Here is a 14,540-nt window from a genome sequence, read left to right on the forward strand (position 1 = left end):
CAATGCTCTCCTTTATCAGGAGTTGCACGGTCTTCGGCATCGATGGCATGCTGGTCGAGGTGGAGGTCGATGTGGTCCACGGTCTGCCGATATTTTCCACCGTCGGTCTTCCCGATGGGGCCGTCCGGGAGAGCCGCGAGCGGGTCCGGGCGGCGATCAAGAACTGCGGATATGATTTCCCCCAGGAGAAAATCACCGTCAACCTCGCCCCGGCCGACATCAGGAAAGAGGGCACCGGGTTCGATCTGCCGATCGCCATCGGTATCCTCGCCGCGGCCGGACTATTCAACAATCGCGAACTGTCATCGTTCTGTGTGGTGGGGGAGCTGTCGCTGGATGGCCGGATCCGCAGGGTCAACGGGGTGCTGCCGATGGTCCTCGCCGCCGCCGAGGCCGGCATCAAGGCGATCATCATTCCCGCAGAGAATGCCGCCGAGGCCTCTATCGCCGCCGCCGGAATCAAGGTTTACCCCGCCGCCTACCTGCCGGAGGTCGTGGAATTTCTGCTGGGAATGGCGGAGATTGCGCCGCTCGAGCCCTATCGCCTCGATGACCTGCGCCAGTCCCGGCAGTGTGAAGTCGATTTCTCCGATGTCCGAGGTCAGGCCCATGTCAAGAGGGCACTGGAAATCGCTGCCTGCGGCGGCCACAATATACTTATGAAAGGGCCGCCGGGATCGGGCAAGACCATGCTGGCGCGGCGTCTGGCGACGATTCTGCCGGCGATGAGTTTCGACGAGATCATCGAGACAACCAAGATCTACAGCATTTCCGGTCGGCACCATGGCGTCCAGGTCTTCCGGCCGTTCCGCGCCCCGCACCACACCATCTCCGATGCCGGCCTGATCGGCGGCGGCAACACCCCGCGTCCGGGCGAGGTGTCGATGGCCCATAACGGGGTTCTTTTTCTCGACGAACTGCCTGAATTCAAAAAGCATGTGCTCGAAGTCCTGCGTCAGCCGCTCGAAGACGAGTCCGTCACCATTGCCCGGGCCAATATGACCCTGACCTTCCCGGCCCGTTTTGTGCTCGTGGTGGCGATGAATCCCTGTCCCTGCGGTTTTCTCGGCGACACCCGTAACAGCTGCAGCTGCAACCCGGCCCAGATCCAACGATACGAAAGTCGAATTTCCGGGCCGCTCCTCGACAGGATCGACATGCATCTCGAGGTCCCGGTCGTCCCCATCGAGGATATGCGCGGGACCCGAACCGGGGAACCATCGGTCGTCATCAAGGAACGGGTCGACCGGGCCAGGGAGATCCAGAAAAGCCGCTTCACGGCCCACAACCGGATCTATTTCAACAGCCAGATGGGGCCGAAGGAGATCGAACGCCACTGCAGCCTCGATCCCCCCAGTTTGTCGCTGCTGGAAAGAGGAGTAAAGAAGCTCGGCCTCTCGGCCCGGGCCTATCACCGCATTCTCAAAATCGCCAGGACGATAGCGGACATGGACGGCGCGGAGAAGATATCGAGCGCCAATATCGCCGAGGCTATCCAATATCGGCGTTTCGACCGAAAGCCGCCCGCCTCCTGATCTTTTTCTCCCCAGTGCCACTGAATCCGGAACCGGTTCCCAGCCTGCGATCGACCCCGGTGCAGGGGGAATTCCTTGCCGCTCTGAATCGTTCATGATAAATATGGTTGTTCGCCACCTCCACTTCCGCCCAGATATCCGTTCGAAGGATGCATCTATGAAAATCAAATATCTCGTCGGCCTCACCGGCTGTCTGCTGCTCGTTGTCCTTTGGTACATCTGGGGCAGCGGGCGGTTCGAGAAACAAGTCGACCCCGCGGCACTCGTTTCTGACAAGGCCCTGCTGTATGTCGAGCAGGACGATGTCGGCAGGCTGATCGATACCATCAAGGCCTCGCATTTCGGCAAGACCGTGGCCGCGATGGACATCGGGAAGATTGCGGCCGGCCTGGAATTGAATGCGGATCAGACCCGGACAATTGAACAGGCGGTCGAATCCGTTGCCAAACTCGGCAATGATCCGGTCTTCAGAGAGCTGTGCGGGAGATCGTTGTCTGTGGCACTCCTGCCCGGAGAGGGCGAAATCGTCGTGGCCGACGCCAGACAGGTTCCTCCTGTTCAGCTGCTGCTGGTCGCCATTCCCGAACACAAGGCCGAACTGCTGGAAGTGCTGTCCCGCGCCTTTACCGGCAAGATCAAACAGAGTGTGATATCCCATGGCGACATCGAGATCATCCAGTTCGACCTCGATGGAACGACCTTTTTCGCGGCGGTGTCCGACGGGCTGTTCGTCTTCAGCCTGAACCAAAAGACCATTGAGACCGCCCTCGATCTTCAGAGAACCTCACAGGGGTCCCTGGCGGCGCTGGAGGAGTTTGCCGAACTGAAACAGCAATTGCCGATGGTAGATTTTTTTGCCTTTTCCGCTCCGGAAAAACTGGGCGCCGCAATGGCGGCAACACTAGGGGAGCAGCAGACCGCTGCAAAACTCGCGGGACTGCGCTACAGCATCTATGGAATCTGGCACGAGGGCTCGGGATTCAAGGACCGGACGATCACCCTGATCGATCGGAACAGACTCGATCCACTGCTCGGCAGGGTTCTGGCAGTGCCATCTGAGGACAATGATTCCCTCGCCTTTGTCTCTCCCGATGTTCAGATCTATACCTGGACGAATGCCCTTGCCCTCGACGCCATCTGGGAGAGTATCAACAGGGAGGGCGGTGAAGAGGCGGTCTCAACCGAGCCGTTCACCCGTAAATTCAGAGAATTGACCGGCAGCGATATCGAACAGGTCCTCACCCTGTTCGAACCGGGGATCAGTCTGCAGATCCAGAAGGGCAGCGTCAATGGCCTCATTCCGCTGCCGCGGATCACGCTCATGTTCAAGGTGAAGGACAGGGTGTCACTGGAGAAGGTTCTCGAACAGGGAGTGACCGGTCTCGGTATCCGGATGGAGGACCAGCAGTACCGGAACATTGGCTACAGGTCCTACAATCCGGGCCTTCCCGGCGATATCGAGGCCCTCTACGGTTTTTACGACCACTATCTCCTGGTCGGCAACAGCCGGAAGATGTTAGAACAGATTATTGATGCCGCCGAAGACCACAGCGGATTCAGGCAGAGCGAGAAGTATGCCGCCCTCGGCATGGATCTGGAGCATGGCAGCAATTCGGTGTTTTTCATCAAGGTCGCCGATATCGCCGATGGGGTTATCGAACTGGCGACCTGGACCGGGGCGATACTGGCGCTTCAGGACCGCAATCTGGCGCTGCGATCGCAGGTGGCGATCGAAGAGGTCATCAAACCGCTGCTCAACGGTATGACCACGATCTCGTCGGTTGCGACCAGAACCTTCTTTGCCGAGGACAGGGTCACGGTGGAATCAACGATTGAAGTCAGACCGGACCAGCTCGCAGCAGCGGGGCGGTGAAATTATGGAAAAAATCGTCAACGAATTGAAAAAACTGGTGGATTTCAAAGATACGACCGATATCGGCGATATCGTTCTTATTGCCGCAAAAGATCCGCAATTCGTCGTTTTCGCCGTGGTGACCGATATCGAGAGGGATTCGAGCCGCAAGGACGAATGGTGGCATCTTTATTTTTCGGTACTGTCGATCCCGATCCAGAAAATGACCTGGACCCTGCGGACGCCGCAGATGAGCGGCATGGAAATCTTCACCATGGACGGCAAGGAGCGCTTCGTCAAAGCCGTCAATATGGGCGGACCGCAGCTCAAGCCGGTCGCATCGATAACGGTGCCGCGGCCCGGAGGTCTGAAGCGGATAAAATAGGGTTATTTTTCCCCGGGCGGGACGAAATGAACAGTAAGAAATTCCAGCGAAGTCTGCATCTGCCGATAGGTGATATTCGGTGATTTGTCGAGCATGATCCTGGCGGCTTTGACCTGATCGGTCTCCCGGTACTTGTCGGAGAGGTAGATGATCTCCGAAATCCCCGACTGGATGATGACCTTCGTGCATTCATTGCAGGGAAAAAGGCCGACATAGATCCGACAGCGGCGCAGGTCGGTGGTGATTGCGTTCAGGACCGCATTCAACTCGGCGTGACAGACATAGGGATACTTGGTGTCGAGATAGGCCCCTTCGCGGTCCCAGGGAAGTTCATCGTCCGAACAGCCCCAGGGGAAACCGTTGTAGCCGACCCCGACGATCTTGTTCTGGTCGTTGGCGACGCAGGCCCCGACCTGGGTGTTGGGGTCCTTGCTGCGCTGGGCCGAGAGAAGGGCCACAGCCATGAAATACTCATCCCAGGAAAGATAGTTTTGCCGCTTCATCAGTCTCGATTGTTTTGGTTTTCCTTGAATTGCCTGCGCCGCTTTCTCCAGGTGTTGAGGCCGCAGATCTCGTCGATAAACTTCCTGATGCATTGAAAATACTGGACGCCGGCCATGGCGATCAGGGAATTGTGATCGGCGCCGGGGATCAGCAGAAACTGCTTGTTTTTCGCCCCGCTCTGCATCTGCAGTTTTTCCGCCTGATAAGGTGGAATCAGTTGATCCTGTGCCCCGTGAAGGATCAGGGTCGGCAGTTTGATATCGGCGATCTTGCCACCGTTGTTGAAACAATCTTCTTCCCGCACGTCGAGTCCGTCAAGGCCGATCCCCAGCGCCGCGGCGAGGGGCAGGGTGTCGGCGAAACCACTTTCGAGGATCATCCCCTTGTAGTGTTGCCCATGGTGAAGGGCGATTTCGATGGCGCTGGCCGAACCGAGCGACCTTCCCATGACAATGAGGGGGCCGCCGAACTTCTTTTCCGCCAGCCATCCCGTGACAAAGCTGCTGATGGCGAGGGCATCGCCGAACATCGCCGCCACGGTCGGAGTCCCATCGCTCCAGCCATAGCCGCGGTAGGTGGCGACGAACAGGTTGAGCCCCTGGCGGCGATAGTCGTCGGCTATCTCGTCATAATCGCTGACCGCCTCACCGTTGCCGTGAAAATAGAGAATGGTCGGACTGTCCGGTTCAACCGCATACAACCGGCAACCGAGCCGGACTCCATCGGTCATCGTGATGAACACGTCCTCGGCGTTTTCCGGCAGGGGGGACCTGGCGGCCGGCATCGGAGAAAATATATGGGCGAGGTATTCGGGACGGTCGAGAAGGCTGTGTTCTGTCATGGTGATCGCTGTCGTACCGGTTGTTGGTGTTGGTGATCGAGACGGGCAGTGTAATTGATGTCGATGAAAAACGCCAGCACCGGGAACGCAGCCGGACAAGGCACTGGGAAGACTGCAGCGGAATGGACCCGCCGGCACGGGGGACCTGGCAGACAATAAAAAAGGTTGCAGACCTACGCCTGCAACCTCGAAATGAATGGGGTGGACAATGGGACTCGAACCCACGGCCTCCTGGGCCACAACCAGGTGCTCTAACCGACTGAGCTACGTCCACCACCTGTATCACCTTGAAAAAACGCCCTCCTTATACCCACTCGCCTCCGGTTTTGCAAGCGCAAAGTTATTTCAGGATCTCACCGCAGTGCATGCATTTTACCGCCTGGGCCTTGACGATCTCGAAGCAGGAAGGGCATTCCTTTTTGAAGTTCGCCTTGAGAATACTGTTTATTGCGAGATTGCACTCGTTTTCGAAGGCGATGTCCCGGAACGCATGGTTGCGGAGCGGGTCGATACACTGAAGGTCGTTGAGCTTGACCATGAATTCCAGAGCCCGGGTGCGATTCGCCCGGTCGGCCGCCTCGTCGAGCAGCAGCACCATGACCGGTTCCAGATTCTTGTCGGCAACGCAGGTGTCGAGCGCCTGGACGGCCTCTTTTTCCTTCTGGTAACGGAGGTTCTGGCTTCTCAAAACCTCCGGATTGATGACCGCGGCCTTGAACGCGTCGACATTGCCGACCATCATGACATTGCGTTCCTTGCTGCCCGGCAGTTCCATGTAGCGATACGAGGCATGATGGCCGTACTGGTTTTCAATCTGCGCCCAGCCGTTCAAAAACAGCGGGCACTCGTCATTGAGACAGATGAAGAGGATTTCCGACCCCCAGCCAAGTCCATCGCCGACATGGATCGGTGGCGATTCGCAACAGGACATCCGCTGCGAACAGTGCGGACAGGTATGTTCCTCTTCGATGAATTTCTCTACTTGTGGATGCATATATTCACAGCTCCTTACTGCACATTAATTGCCTCTGGCGTACCGCCAGGGGATGACGTTGTTTCTGCAGCTAACAATACACCTGATGGGAAAGAAGGTAAAGATGTACCGGTTGCCATGACCTCAACTGTCCCAATCTCCCTTGAGAGCGGAGAGGGAGAGCATTTCGTCGACCGCCTTGGCCTGTTTCATCCGCTTCTGGAGGAAGGCCGGCGGCATGAAATTCCTGTTGGCCTCCATAATCCGACACAGCTGATCGATATCACCTGATTCGGCGAGGTCGATCAGGTGAAGAAGATTCTCGGCGAAACTGCGCACGATCTTGCGGCCGTCGCCGGAGGTCGCCATGATCTCGGCATAGGTCCTGGGATTCTGGTTGTGGACCCTGGCCATCGCCAGGATGCCGTAGAGCGAGGTCAGGGTCGAATGACTGCTGATGTCGAGGCAGTCGATCTCGTGCCGGGTGAGGGTCATCGCCAGAGCCACCGAGATCGTCGTCGGCAGTTTCTGCCCCACCCCCATCAGCAGGTCATGTTTGGACGGACTGTCATGAAAGATATCGGCCCCATGCTTATAGAGAAACGCCTCGAACTCGCTGCAGAAGGCTCCGCTTCTGGCAGTCCGTACAACGGAGGCGTTCTTGTCTTTCATGGTCAGAGCCTGGGGGCCCCAGAGGTTGTGGACCAGCATCAGCTCGACGCCCGGGCTGGTGGCGGCAAAGGCGGTGTTGATGGTGTTTTCCGATTCCCCGGCAAGCAGGATCAGGGCCTGGCCGTCATGCAGGTGCCGGCCGTATTGCCTGATGGTATCGGCGGTGACCGAGATCGGGACGCAGATCACCACCACATCGACCATCTCGATCATCGCCTCGGGGCGAAGGGCTGAGGTTCTCCCGGTCAGGTAGGTCGTGTAGCCCTCGTTTTCAAGGCGACTGGCAAACCACCGGCTCATCGCGCCGGAGCCGATGAAACCGAAGGCCTTGATCTGCTTGACCCGCATGTCGACCCGGGGGAAAGAGCCAAGCAGCTTGATCGCATTGTCCTCCTGGATGACGCGCTTTTCCAGTCGGGTCAGGGCCTCGCGCAGCAGGGTGTCGTCGATGTGCCCCTCCGCCTCGATATAGATCCTGAGCTTCTGGGTCTTGATATCGTTTTCGGTCTGCAGATCGAGGATGTTGATCCCCCGGCGGGTGAATTCGCCGAGGATATCGGCGAGCATCCCGACCCGGTCACGCAGCGGCCTGGTGATGATCGCCGTCGCATCGTATCCGGAGGACTTGGCGAGATCCTTGCCCAGGACGGCGAACCGGGTACGGTTATGGGGTACGACCTCCCTGGCGATCAACGGAATGCCGTGCTTCTTCAGCAGTTCTTCAGATTCTATGACCGCATGGCTGGTCCGGTTGCTGCTCCGGATATCGGCCAGCGCGGCTTCGATATCCTGCACCGCCATCATGGTGGCCAGGGGAAAATGGCGGTCAAGGTATTCGTCACACTGCCGCAACACCGAACTCCTGCCGACGATGGTCTTTATCGTCGACAGATCGAGACCGCCGCCGGAAACCGCTCCCAGCGAGAGATGAATCGGCAGGACGACGTTGTCGATCCAGTACCCCTGTTCCAATTGTGAAACGAGCCTGAAGGACTCCTTGATCTCTCCTTCGCGGGTATTGTAGACCGGGACCAGGGCCTGGTCGGCCTGGCCGCTGAGGAAGGCTTCAAGGATGTCGGCGATCCGGTTGAACAGAAGGAGGCGGGCATCGGGAGCATACTGTCGTGCGGCCTGGCAACTGTCGGAACCGGCGGGCCCCTGGGTGGCGATGCTGATCATTTTTTTCTGCGGCTGTCCCGGGGAAAAACCGGTACTATCTGTGTATCGACTGCATGTCTGCAATCAATTTCGCCGGCTGCGGAGAAGATCTCGCAAGTGCCGGCGCCAAAAGGGCAACAAAGGTTTTTATTATACATTTTTTTGTGTGAAAGCAAGAAATTAAATCGGAGATCATGTCTGCATCCCATGATCCTGTCGCAGGAACGGGCAGTATCGTTGAATATCTCGCCGCCCTGGAGAGTTCGAGGAAATTCGGCCCTCAGGTCGTATGCCATCGTGTCTTTCCCGCCACGGCGCAACGTCTTGCCGCCGCTGATCCGGCACTGAGCCCGGCAACGCTCGAACTATTGCGCACCAGGGGCATAGATCGTCTCTACACCCACCAGGCCGAAGCGATCGGCCACCTCCTGGCCGGCAACCATGTCGTTGTCGCCACGCCCACCGCCTCCGGCAAGAGCATGATCTTCAATCTTCCGGTCCTCGACGGCATAGGCGCAGGCTCCGGCGACCACGCCCTTTATCTCTATCCGCTCAAAGCCCTGGCCCAGGACCAGTTGCGGGTTGTCGAGGATCTGGCAGGGCAGTTGCGAGTTGGGCCGGCGGACAGCGGCGGAGAGATTGCGGCGATCTACGACGGCGACAGCAGCAGCTATCAACGGCGACGGATCAGGGACCACCTGCCGCCGATCCTGATGACCAATCCCGATATGCTGCACCTGTCGATCCTGCCCTATCACGGCAACTGGTCGACCCTGTTCAAGGGGCTGAGGTATGTCGTGATCGACGAGATCCATACCTACCGCGGGGTGTTCGGATCGCACATGGCCTGGGTCATTCGGCGGCTGAAGCGGATCGCCGAAAATTACGGCGCTGCCCCCCGATTCGTCCTGCTCTCCGCCACGATCGGCAATGCCGGAGCATTCGCCCGGCAACTGATCGACGCCGAGGTCGAGGCCGTCTCCGTCTCCGGGGCGCCCCAGGCGGAAAAACACTTTCTCTTCCTCAACCCCTGGGACAATGCGGCGACGATCGCCAGCCAGCTCCTTGAGGCGGCGCTCAAACGGGGGCTGCGCACCATCGTCTACACCAAATCGCGGCGGATGACCGAACTGATCCATCTCTGGACCGCCCCCCGTCTCGGTCCGCTGCAGGGCAAGCTCAGTTCCTATCGGGCCGGTTTTCTGCCGGAAGAGCGGCGGGAGATCGAACAGCGGCTCAACTGCGGCAGCCTGCTCGGAGTGGTCTCGACCTCGGCCCTGGAACTGGGTATCGACATCGGCGATCTCGATCTCTGCATCCTCGTCGGCTACCCCGGCTCGATCATGGCCTCGTGGCAGCGCGGCGGCCGGGTCGGCCGGCAGCAGCGGACCTCGGCGATCATCATGATCGCTCAGGAAGATGCCCTCGATCAGCACTTCATGCGCCAACCCGAAGATTTCTTCAGCCGGGCGCCGGAGTCGGCGGTCGTCAATCCACTCAACGAGTCCATCCTCCACCGCCATCTCCATTGCGCCGCCGCCGAACTGCCGCTGGCGGCGGCGGAACCGCTGCTGCAAAACCCGGATGTGACCGCCGCCGTCGATGCCCTGGTTCGCTCGGCGACTCTGCTCCAGGACGCCGACGGCCGGTTCTGGCATGCCAGCCGCAAGTATCCGCAACGGCACGTCAACCTGCGGGGCGGCGGGCTGCAGCTGGCCCTGATAAACTGCGACAGCGGCGAGATCTTCGGCGAGGTCGACAGCGGCAGGGCGCTGAAGGAGTGCCACCCCGGGGCGGTGTATATCCACCGGGCCACCTCCTGGCTGGTCGAAGATCTCGACCTGGTGGCCCGGGAGGTCACCTGCCGGCGCCAGACCCCGCCGTACTATACCCGCCCCATCTCCGGCAAGGAGACGGAGATTCTCCAGGTCCTGGACCAAAAAACCGCCTTCGGCTGCCGGGTGTCGTTCGGCCGGCTTAAGGTCACCGAAAAGGTCACCGGTTACCAGCGGCTGAATAACGCCACGCGCCGAGTCATCGCCACCATGCCCCTGGACCTGCCGGAGCAGATCATCGAAACGGAAGGGCTGTGGCTGGAGATAGCAGAGGACCTCCAGCGCCGGCTGGAGACCCGGCAACTCCACTTCATGGGCGCAATCCACGCCCTCGAACACGCGATGATCTCGCTCTTTCCCCTCCTGGTCCTGTGCGACCGCAACGATATCGGCGGGATCTCCTGCCCCCGCCATCCCCAGACCCCGTGGGCGGCCGTTTTCATCTACGACGGCCACGATGGCGGTATTGGCCTGGCGGCGGAGGCCTATCGCAACATCGATGAACTGCTGACCCAGACCGAGCGGACGATCAGGCTTTGCTCCTGCGACAACGGCTGCCCTTCCTGCGTTCATTCCCCGAAATGCGGTTCCGGCAACCGGCCGATCGACAAGGGGGCCTGTCGCGCCCTCCTTGAAATGATCCTCGCCGGGAACCAGTTGCAGGCATCGGTCAAGAGCCTGGCAGCACCGGAAGCAAGGGCAGGGGACGAGCCTGTGGCAGCAGAAAACGTCGGCGCAGTCGGCCGTTCTTCCGGGGAGCGCTTGGGGATCGGGGCGTTGCCGCGCCATTACGGCGTGTTCGACCTTGAAACGATCCGGTCGGCGGCGGAGGTCGGCGGCTGGAACAGGTGTGAGCGGATGGGGATCTCGGTGGCGGTGGTCTGGGATTCAGTGCTCGGCGAGTGCGTCACCTATCTCGAACATGAGATTGACGGCCTGGTCGAGCATCTGTTTGCTCTCGACCTGGTGGTCGGCTTCAACTCGCGCCGGTTCGATTACCGCGTCCTGAACGGGTATAGCCCCCGGGACTTCAGCCGTCTGCCGACCCTCGACCTGCTGGAGGAAGTCTCCAACCATCTCGGATATCGTCTCAGCCTCGACCGGCTGGCCGAACATACCCTGGGAGAAAAGAAGAGTGCCGACGGTCTGCAAGCGCTCAAATGGTACCGGGAGGGCAGGATCGATCTGATCGCGCAGTACTGCAGAAAAGATGTGGAGATTACGCGGGATCTGTTGCACTTCGCCCTGGAGAAGGGCTATCTGCTTTTCCAGAACAAGGCGGCAAAGACCGTCCGGTTGCCGCTTGCTCTGGAAAAGATTATCGGTGCGGAAAGCGCCAAAGGCGATCAGGGCCAGATCAGCGGCTGAAAGATCCAGCCGACGGTGCCGCCGCTGTGTTTGACCTTGACCCATTGGCCCTCGGCCGACAGTTTGGTCAGCACGACCCCCCGTTCGACATCGGCGACTATCGGGGCCGTGGTGTTCGGTTCGGAGCGCATATTGGCACTTTTCTTGGCATTGACGATGACCGTATCGCCCTTTTTCACCAGGGACGAATGAATGAATCCGGTATCATTCTCATAGTCGGTTACCTTCAGCCAGACACCTTCCTTTCCCTGCACCTGCAGCGGGTAGCCCTGGAACAGTTCCATCAGGATCGGAGAATCGGTGGTCGGAGCCGTCCTGACATTGACCCCATCTTTGACAACACTGACATATTCGGCGGCGATGGCCGGAGCTGCAAGCATGGTGCAGAGGGAACCGGCAACGATGATCGTACGAGAAAATTTTTTCAGGTTTTGTATAAAAGTCATAGCAATATTTTATGGTTGAATTGATAAGAGAGAGGTGGAGCGTGGTGTCTTCTCAACGGTTTCGACTCTCATCTATAGCACTATTGGCGGTTGAAGTCAAAGGCTTCGCACCCCAAAATCCATCGCTTTCCCATCCCTATTACCCGATACGACAAGAAAATTTAACAAAAGAAGAGGCTCCTGCGATTGCTGTTGACGACAACGTCGGCGCCGATCGGCAGGGTCAGGTTTTCGGGTCCGTGTCCTGCCGGCAGACCGGCCCAGACGGGTATCCCCGATGCCGCGGTCAGATCGAGGACCCTTTGCCATAGCCATTCCTGATCGACCGGGCCGGTATCGTACAGCCTGGCGTCGGCAAGGGAAAAATCGCCGAGAAGGATCGCCGCCGCTTGATTGAATTTGCCGGCGATGGCGAGTTGGGTCAGCATCCGGTCAAGACGGTACGGGGGTTCATTGACATCCTCGAGGACAACGACCAGCCCCTGCCAGGAAAAGTCGTACGGGGTACCGAGAAGGGACGCCAGACTGGTGAGATTGCCGCCGGCCAGGATTCCCTCGACCTTCGCCCCTCCCCGGAGGATTTCGATACCGGGAAGGGCGAAGGCATTGCGCCATGAACCGGTCAGGCAGCGATAGAGGCGCATCACGGAGTCCGGGGTCGAGGCGGCGAGGGAGGTCAGGACCGGGCCGTGCAGACCGACCAGGCCGAGCGAAGCCAGGAGATGGTTGTGGATGACCGTGATATCGGAAAAGCCGACGATGATCTTCGGATGGGCCCGCACCAGGTCGAGATCGATACCGCCCAGGATTCGCAGGCTGCCGTAACCTCCGCGCACGGTCATGATGGCGGCGGATCGATCATCGGCAAAGGCCCGGTTCAGTTCCTCCGCCCGGGCGGTATCACTGTCGGCGAGGAATCCGCTGCCGGGCCACAGCCGCTCGGGATAACGGACCACGAAACCCATCTGCTCGAGGACGGCGAGTCCTGACCGGAACGGCTCGACTGCCGAAGGTCGACCGGCGGGGGCGACGACCTGAATCACATCGCCCTTGTGCAGAGCGGGTGGGATGATCCGGGCCCTCATCGGTTTCTTATCTTTTCATAGATGATGCGTAGTCCTTCCAGGGTGAGATTGGGCTCGATATGGGTGATCAATTCGGCGTAGGGTGAGATGAGCTCGGCCATGCCGCCGGTGGCGATCACCTCGACCGTGTTTCCCTCCCCGGCCATTTCCCGGCCGATCCCTTTGACCAGGCCGTCGATCATCGCCCCATAGCCGAAGAGAATGCCGCTCCGCATCGCCTCGACGGTCGTGGTGCCGATGAGTTTCTCCGATCTCGCCGCCACGTCGATGTGCGGCAGTTTGGCGGTCCTGGTGGCCAACGCTTCGAGCGAGATGCCGATCCCCGGGAAGATGATGCCGCCGATGTATTCACAGCGGGCGGTGACACAGTCAAAGGTGATGGCCGTGCCGAAGTCGATGACGATCAGGTCGCTGCGGTAATGGTCCCAGGCGGCGATGCCGTTGACGAGCCGGTCGGCCCCGACTTCACCGGGGTTGTCGGTCCGGATGGTGATCAGACCGCCAACCGTTGCCGCTGAAATGATCAACGGCGACTGACGAAGGTTTGCCGCCAGATGTTCACGACAGCAATTGACCCAGGCGGTTTCGAGTTTGGGGACGACGCTGGCGATGACGATGTCGGTGATACGGCGGGCATCGATGCCGGCCATGGCAAAGAGCGTGCTGTAGCTGATCGCCAGTTCGTCGGCGGTGTTGTTCCGGTCCGATTTGAGCCGCCATTGACCGACGAGCCGATCATCTTCGTACAGACCGGCCACCGTATGTGAGTTGCCGATATCGATTACAAAGAGCATGGGATTCCTGTGCTGATGGATTGAGGATGGTTCATGCGATCATTCCGTTTCGCCACAATAGACCAAGGCGGTGAAAAAGAAAAGATACAGCGATTGGTGGAGCGAAAAAGTCTTCACCACCCCTCTACTGCGGCACATCGTCGGCGGGAGAAAACCGCACCGTATTTGATTGTCAATGCCCCAAGGATATTATAATATGTCGGCATGTCACGGTTTTCGTGACAAATCCGGAAAGCGGCATCATATCAGAAGGAGGGAGTCATCATGACAGTGCCGAGGCTGGTCGCCAAAATTGAGTCAGAGGAGCCGACCCTGCGACTGGCGGTGCTGATCGATGCCGACAACGCCCAGGCCGCGGTCATTGAAAACCTCCTCGCCGAGATCGCCCGTTATGGGGAGGCGACCGTCAAACGGATCTACGGCGACTTCACCGCCCCGACGAGCGCTTCCTGGAAAAAAGTGCTGCAGCGCTACGCCATCAAACCGGTGCAGCAGTTTGCCTACACGACCGGCAAAAACGCCACCGACAGCACGCTGATCATCGATGCGATGGATCTCCTCTATACCCGGAAATTTGATGGCTTCTGCCTGATCACCAGTGACAGTGACTTTACCGGCCTGGCGATGCGCCTGCGCGAAGAGGGTCTTACGGTGCTTGGATTCGGGGAGAAGAAAACCCCGGAAGCATTCCGCAACGCCTGCCACAAATTCGTCTTTACCGAGGTGCTCCGCCGTGATGCGGCGGTCCATGGCGAAAAGCAACACCCTGCCGACCACGATAAAAAGTCAGGAACGACCGCCAAAGCGGCCGCCCCCAGCGAGCCCACGAGTGATGGGGCCGGTCCGACAAGTGAATTCCCGAGGGATTTTGTCCTGGCGGCGCTGGAGCAGTCAACCGACGATGCCGGCTGGGCCCAGCTCGGCACCTTCGGCAGCTATCTCACCAAACTCCAGCCTGACTTCGATTCCCGGCTCTACGGATACAAAAAGCTCTCCGACCTGGTCAAGGCCAGAAGCGATCTGTTTGAGACGGAAGAGCGGAAGGTCAGCGGCGCCACCCAGAAGGTTCTGTACCTCCGGGCCAAATGATAC

12 protein-coding genes and 1 tRNA gene are annotated in these 14,540 nt (G+C 59.3%); 5 read left to right on the forward strand and 8 right to left on the reverse strand.

Annotated features, from left to right (window positions below):
• Positions 1-2: 2 nt before the first annotated feature.
• From HNQ81_RS00975 to HNQ81_RS00985, 3 genes are all read left to right on the forward strand, one after another.
• Entirely contained in the window at positions 3-1,535 is a 1,533-nt protein-coding gene (locus HNQ81_RS00975) for a YifB family Mg chelatase-like AAA ATPase (protein WP_183347382.1), read from the forward strand.
• A 157-nt stretch (positions 1,536-1,692) separates the two neighbouring features.
• Positions 1,693-3,408 (forward strand): hypothetical protein, encoded by a 1,716-nt coding sequence (locus HNQ81_RS00980; protein WP_183347384.1) that lies wholly within the window; start codon positions 1,693-1,695, stop codon positions 3,406-3,408.
• A gap of 4 nt (positions 3,409-3,412) precedes the next feature.
• Positions 3,413-3,772, forward strand: a complete 360-nt coding sequence (locus HNQ81_RS00985; protein WP_183347386.1) for a hypothetical protein — start codon at positions 3,413-3,415, stop codon at positions 3,770-3,772.
• Between the two features lie 2 nt (positions 3,773-3,774).
• Here HNQ81_RS00985 and HNQ81_RS00990 read toward each other — a convergent pair whose 3' ends face one another.
• The 5 genes from HNQ81_RS00990 to HNQ81_RS01010 all read right to left on the reverse strand — a co-directional run bounded on the left by HNQ81_RS00990 (position 3,775) and on the right by HNQ81_RS01010 (position 7,941).
• Positions 3,775-4,275 (reverse strand): deoxycytidylate deaminase, encoded by a 501-nt coding sequence (locus HNQ81_RS00990; protein WP_183347388.1) that lies wholly within the window; start codon positions 4,273-4,275, stop codon positions 3,775-3,777.
• A complete protein-coding gene (locus tag HNQ81_RS00995; protein ID WP_183347390.1) occupies positions 4,275-5,117 on the reverse strand; it encodes an alpha/beta hydrolase in 843 nt (280 codons plus the stop codon). The genes HNQ81_RS00990 and HNQ81_RS00995 overlap by 1 nt, the downstream gene beginning before the upstream one ends.
• Before the next feature lie 197 nt (positions 5,118-5,314).
• Positions 5,315-5,391 (reverse strand) — tRNA-His (locus HNQ81_RS01000).
• 66 nt (positions 5,392-5,457) lie between these two features.
• Positions 5,458-6,111 (reverse strand): zinc ribbon domain-containing protein, encoded by a 654-nt coding sequence (locus tag HNQ81_RS01005; protein WP_183347393.1) that lies wholly within the window; start codon positions 6,109-6,111, stop codon positions 5,458-5,460.
• Positions 6,112-6,234: 123 nt separating this feature from the next.
• Positions 6,235-7,941 carry a prephenate dehydratase domain-containing protein gene (locus HNQ81_RS01010; RefSeq protein ID WP_183347395.1) on the reverse strand — a complete coding sequence of 569 codons (1,707 nt, stop codon included), beginning with the start codon at positions 7,939-7,941 and terminating at the stop codon, positions 6,235-6,237.
• A gap of 173 nt (positions 7,942-8,114) precedes the next feature.
• Between HNQ81_RS01010 and HNQ81_RS01015 the strand changes: the two genes are divergently transcribed.
• A complete protein-coding gene (locus HNQ81_RS01015) occupies positions 8,115-11,123 on the forward strand; it encodes a DEAD/DEAH box helicase (protein WP_183347397.1) in 3,009 nt (1,002 codons plus the stop codon).
• On the opposite strand, the gene HNQ81_RS01020 is transcribed toward HNQ81_RS01015, so the two are convergent.
• The 3 genes from HNQ81_RS01020 to HNQ81_RS01030 form a co-directional block, all read right to left on the reverse strand.
• The gene (locus tag HNQ81_RS01020) at positions 11,102-11,569 is read right to left on the reverse strand and encodes an SH3 domain-containing protein (RefSeq protein ID WP_183347400.1); all 468 of its coding nucleotides are present in this window, start codon (positions 11,567-11,569) and stop codon (positions 11,102-11,104) included. The genes HNQ81_RS01015 and HNQ81_RS01020 overlap by 22 nt on opposite strands.
• Positions 11,570-11,730: 161 nt before the next feature.
• A complete protein-coding gene (locus HNQ81_RS01025) occupies positions 11,731-12,654 on the reverse strand; it encodes a S66 peptidase family protein (RefSeq protein WP_183347402.1) in 924 nt (307 codons plus the stop codon).
• On the reverse strand, positions 12,651-13,448 hold the full coding sequence (locus tag HNQ81_RS01030; RefSeq protein WP_183347404.1) for a type III pantothenate kinase: 798 nt from the start codon (positions 13,446-13,448) through the stop codon (positions 12,651-12,653). The genes HNQ81_RS01025 and HNQ81_RS01030 overlap by 4 nt, the downstream gene beginning before the upstream one ends.
• Positions 13,449-13,712: 264 nt before the next feature.
• Here HNQ81_RS01030 and HNQ81_RS01035 point away from each other — a divergent pair, with 264 nt between their 5' ends.
• Positions 13,713-14,537, forward strand: coding sequence for an NYN domain-containing protein (locus HNQ81_RS01035; protein ID WP_183347406.1), 825 nt, complete (start codon positions 13,713-13,715; stop codon positions 14,535-14,537).
• Positions 14,538-14,540 lie beyond the last annotated feature (3 nt).

It is taken from the genome of Desulfoprunum benzoelyticum, from assembly GCF_014201505.1.
Classification (GTDB): domain Bacteria; phylum Desulfobacterota; class Desulfobulbia; order Desulfobulbales; family Desulfocapsaceae; genus Desulfoprunum; species Desulfoprunum benzoelyticum.

Excerpts from the sequence above, each read along its gene's own strand:
- HNQ81_RS00975 (WP_183347382.1), top strand. The coding sequence starts at position 3 with ATGCTCTCCTTTATCAGGAGTTGCACGGTCTTCGGCATCGATGGCATG.
- HNQ81_RS00980 (WP_183347384.1), top strand. The coding sequence starts at position 1,693 with ATGAAAATCAAATATCTCGTCGGCCTCACCGGCTGTCTGCTGCTCGTT.
- HNQ81_RS00985 (WP_183347386.1), top strand. The coding sequence starts at position 3,413 with ATGGAAAAAATCGTCAACGAATTGAAAAAACTGGTGGATTTCAAAGAT.
- HNQ81_RS00990 (WP_183347388.1), bottom strand. The coding sequence starts at position 4,275 with ATGAAGCGGCAAAACTATCTTTCCTGGGATGAGTATTTCATGGCTGTG.
- HNQ81_RS00995 (WP_183347390.1), bottom strand. The coding sequence starts at position 5,117 with ATGACAGAACACAGCCTTCTCGACCGTCCCGAATACCTCGCCCATATA.
- HNQ81_RS01005 (WP_183347393.1), bottom strand. The coding sequence starts at position 6,111 with ATGCATCCACAAGTAGAGAAATTCATCGAAGAGGAACATACCTGTCCG.
- HNQ81_RS01010 (WP_183347395.1), bottom strand. The coding sequence starts at position 7,941 with ATGATCAGCATCGCCACCCAGGGGCCCGCCGGTTCCGACAGTTGCCAG.
- HNQ81_RS01015 (WP_183347397.1), top strand. The coding sequence starts at position 8,115 with ATGTCTGCATCCCATGATCCTGTCGCAGGAACGGGCAGTATCGTTGAA.
- HNQ81_RS01020 (WP_183347400.1), bottom strand. The coding sequence starts at position 11,569 with ATGACTTTTATACAAAACCTGAAAAAATTTTCTCGTACGATCATCGTT.
- HNQ81_RS01025 (WP_183347402.1), bottom strand. The coding sequence starts at position 12,654 with ATGAGGGCCCGGATCATCCCACCCGCTCTGCACAAGGGCGATGTGATT.
- HNQ81_RS01030 (WP_183347404.1), bottom strand. The coding sequence starts at position 13,448 with ATGCTCTTTGTAATCGATATCGGCAACTCACATACGGTGGCCGGTCTG.
- HNQ81_RS01035 (WP_183347406.1), top strand. The coding sequence starts at position 13,713 with ATGACAGTGCCGAGGCTGGTCGCCAAAATTGAGTCAGAGGAGCCGACC.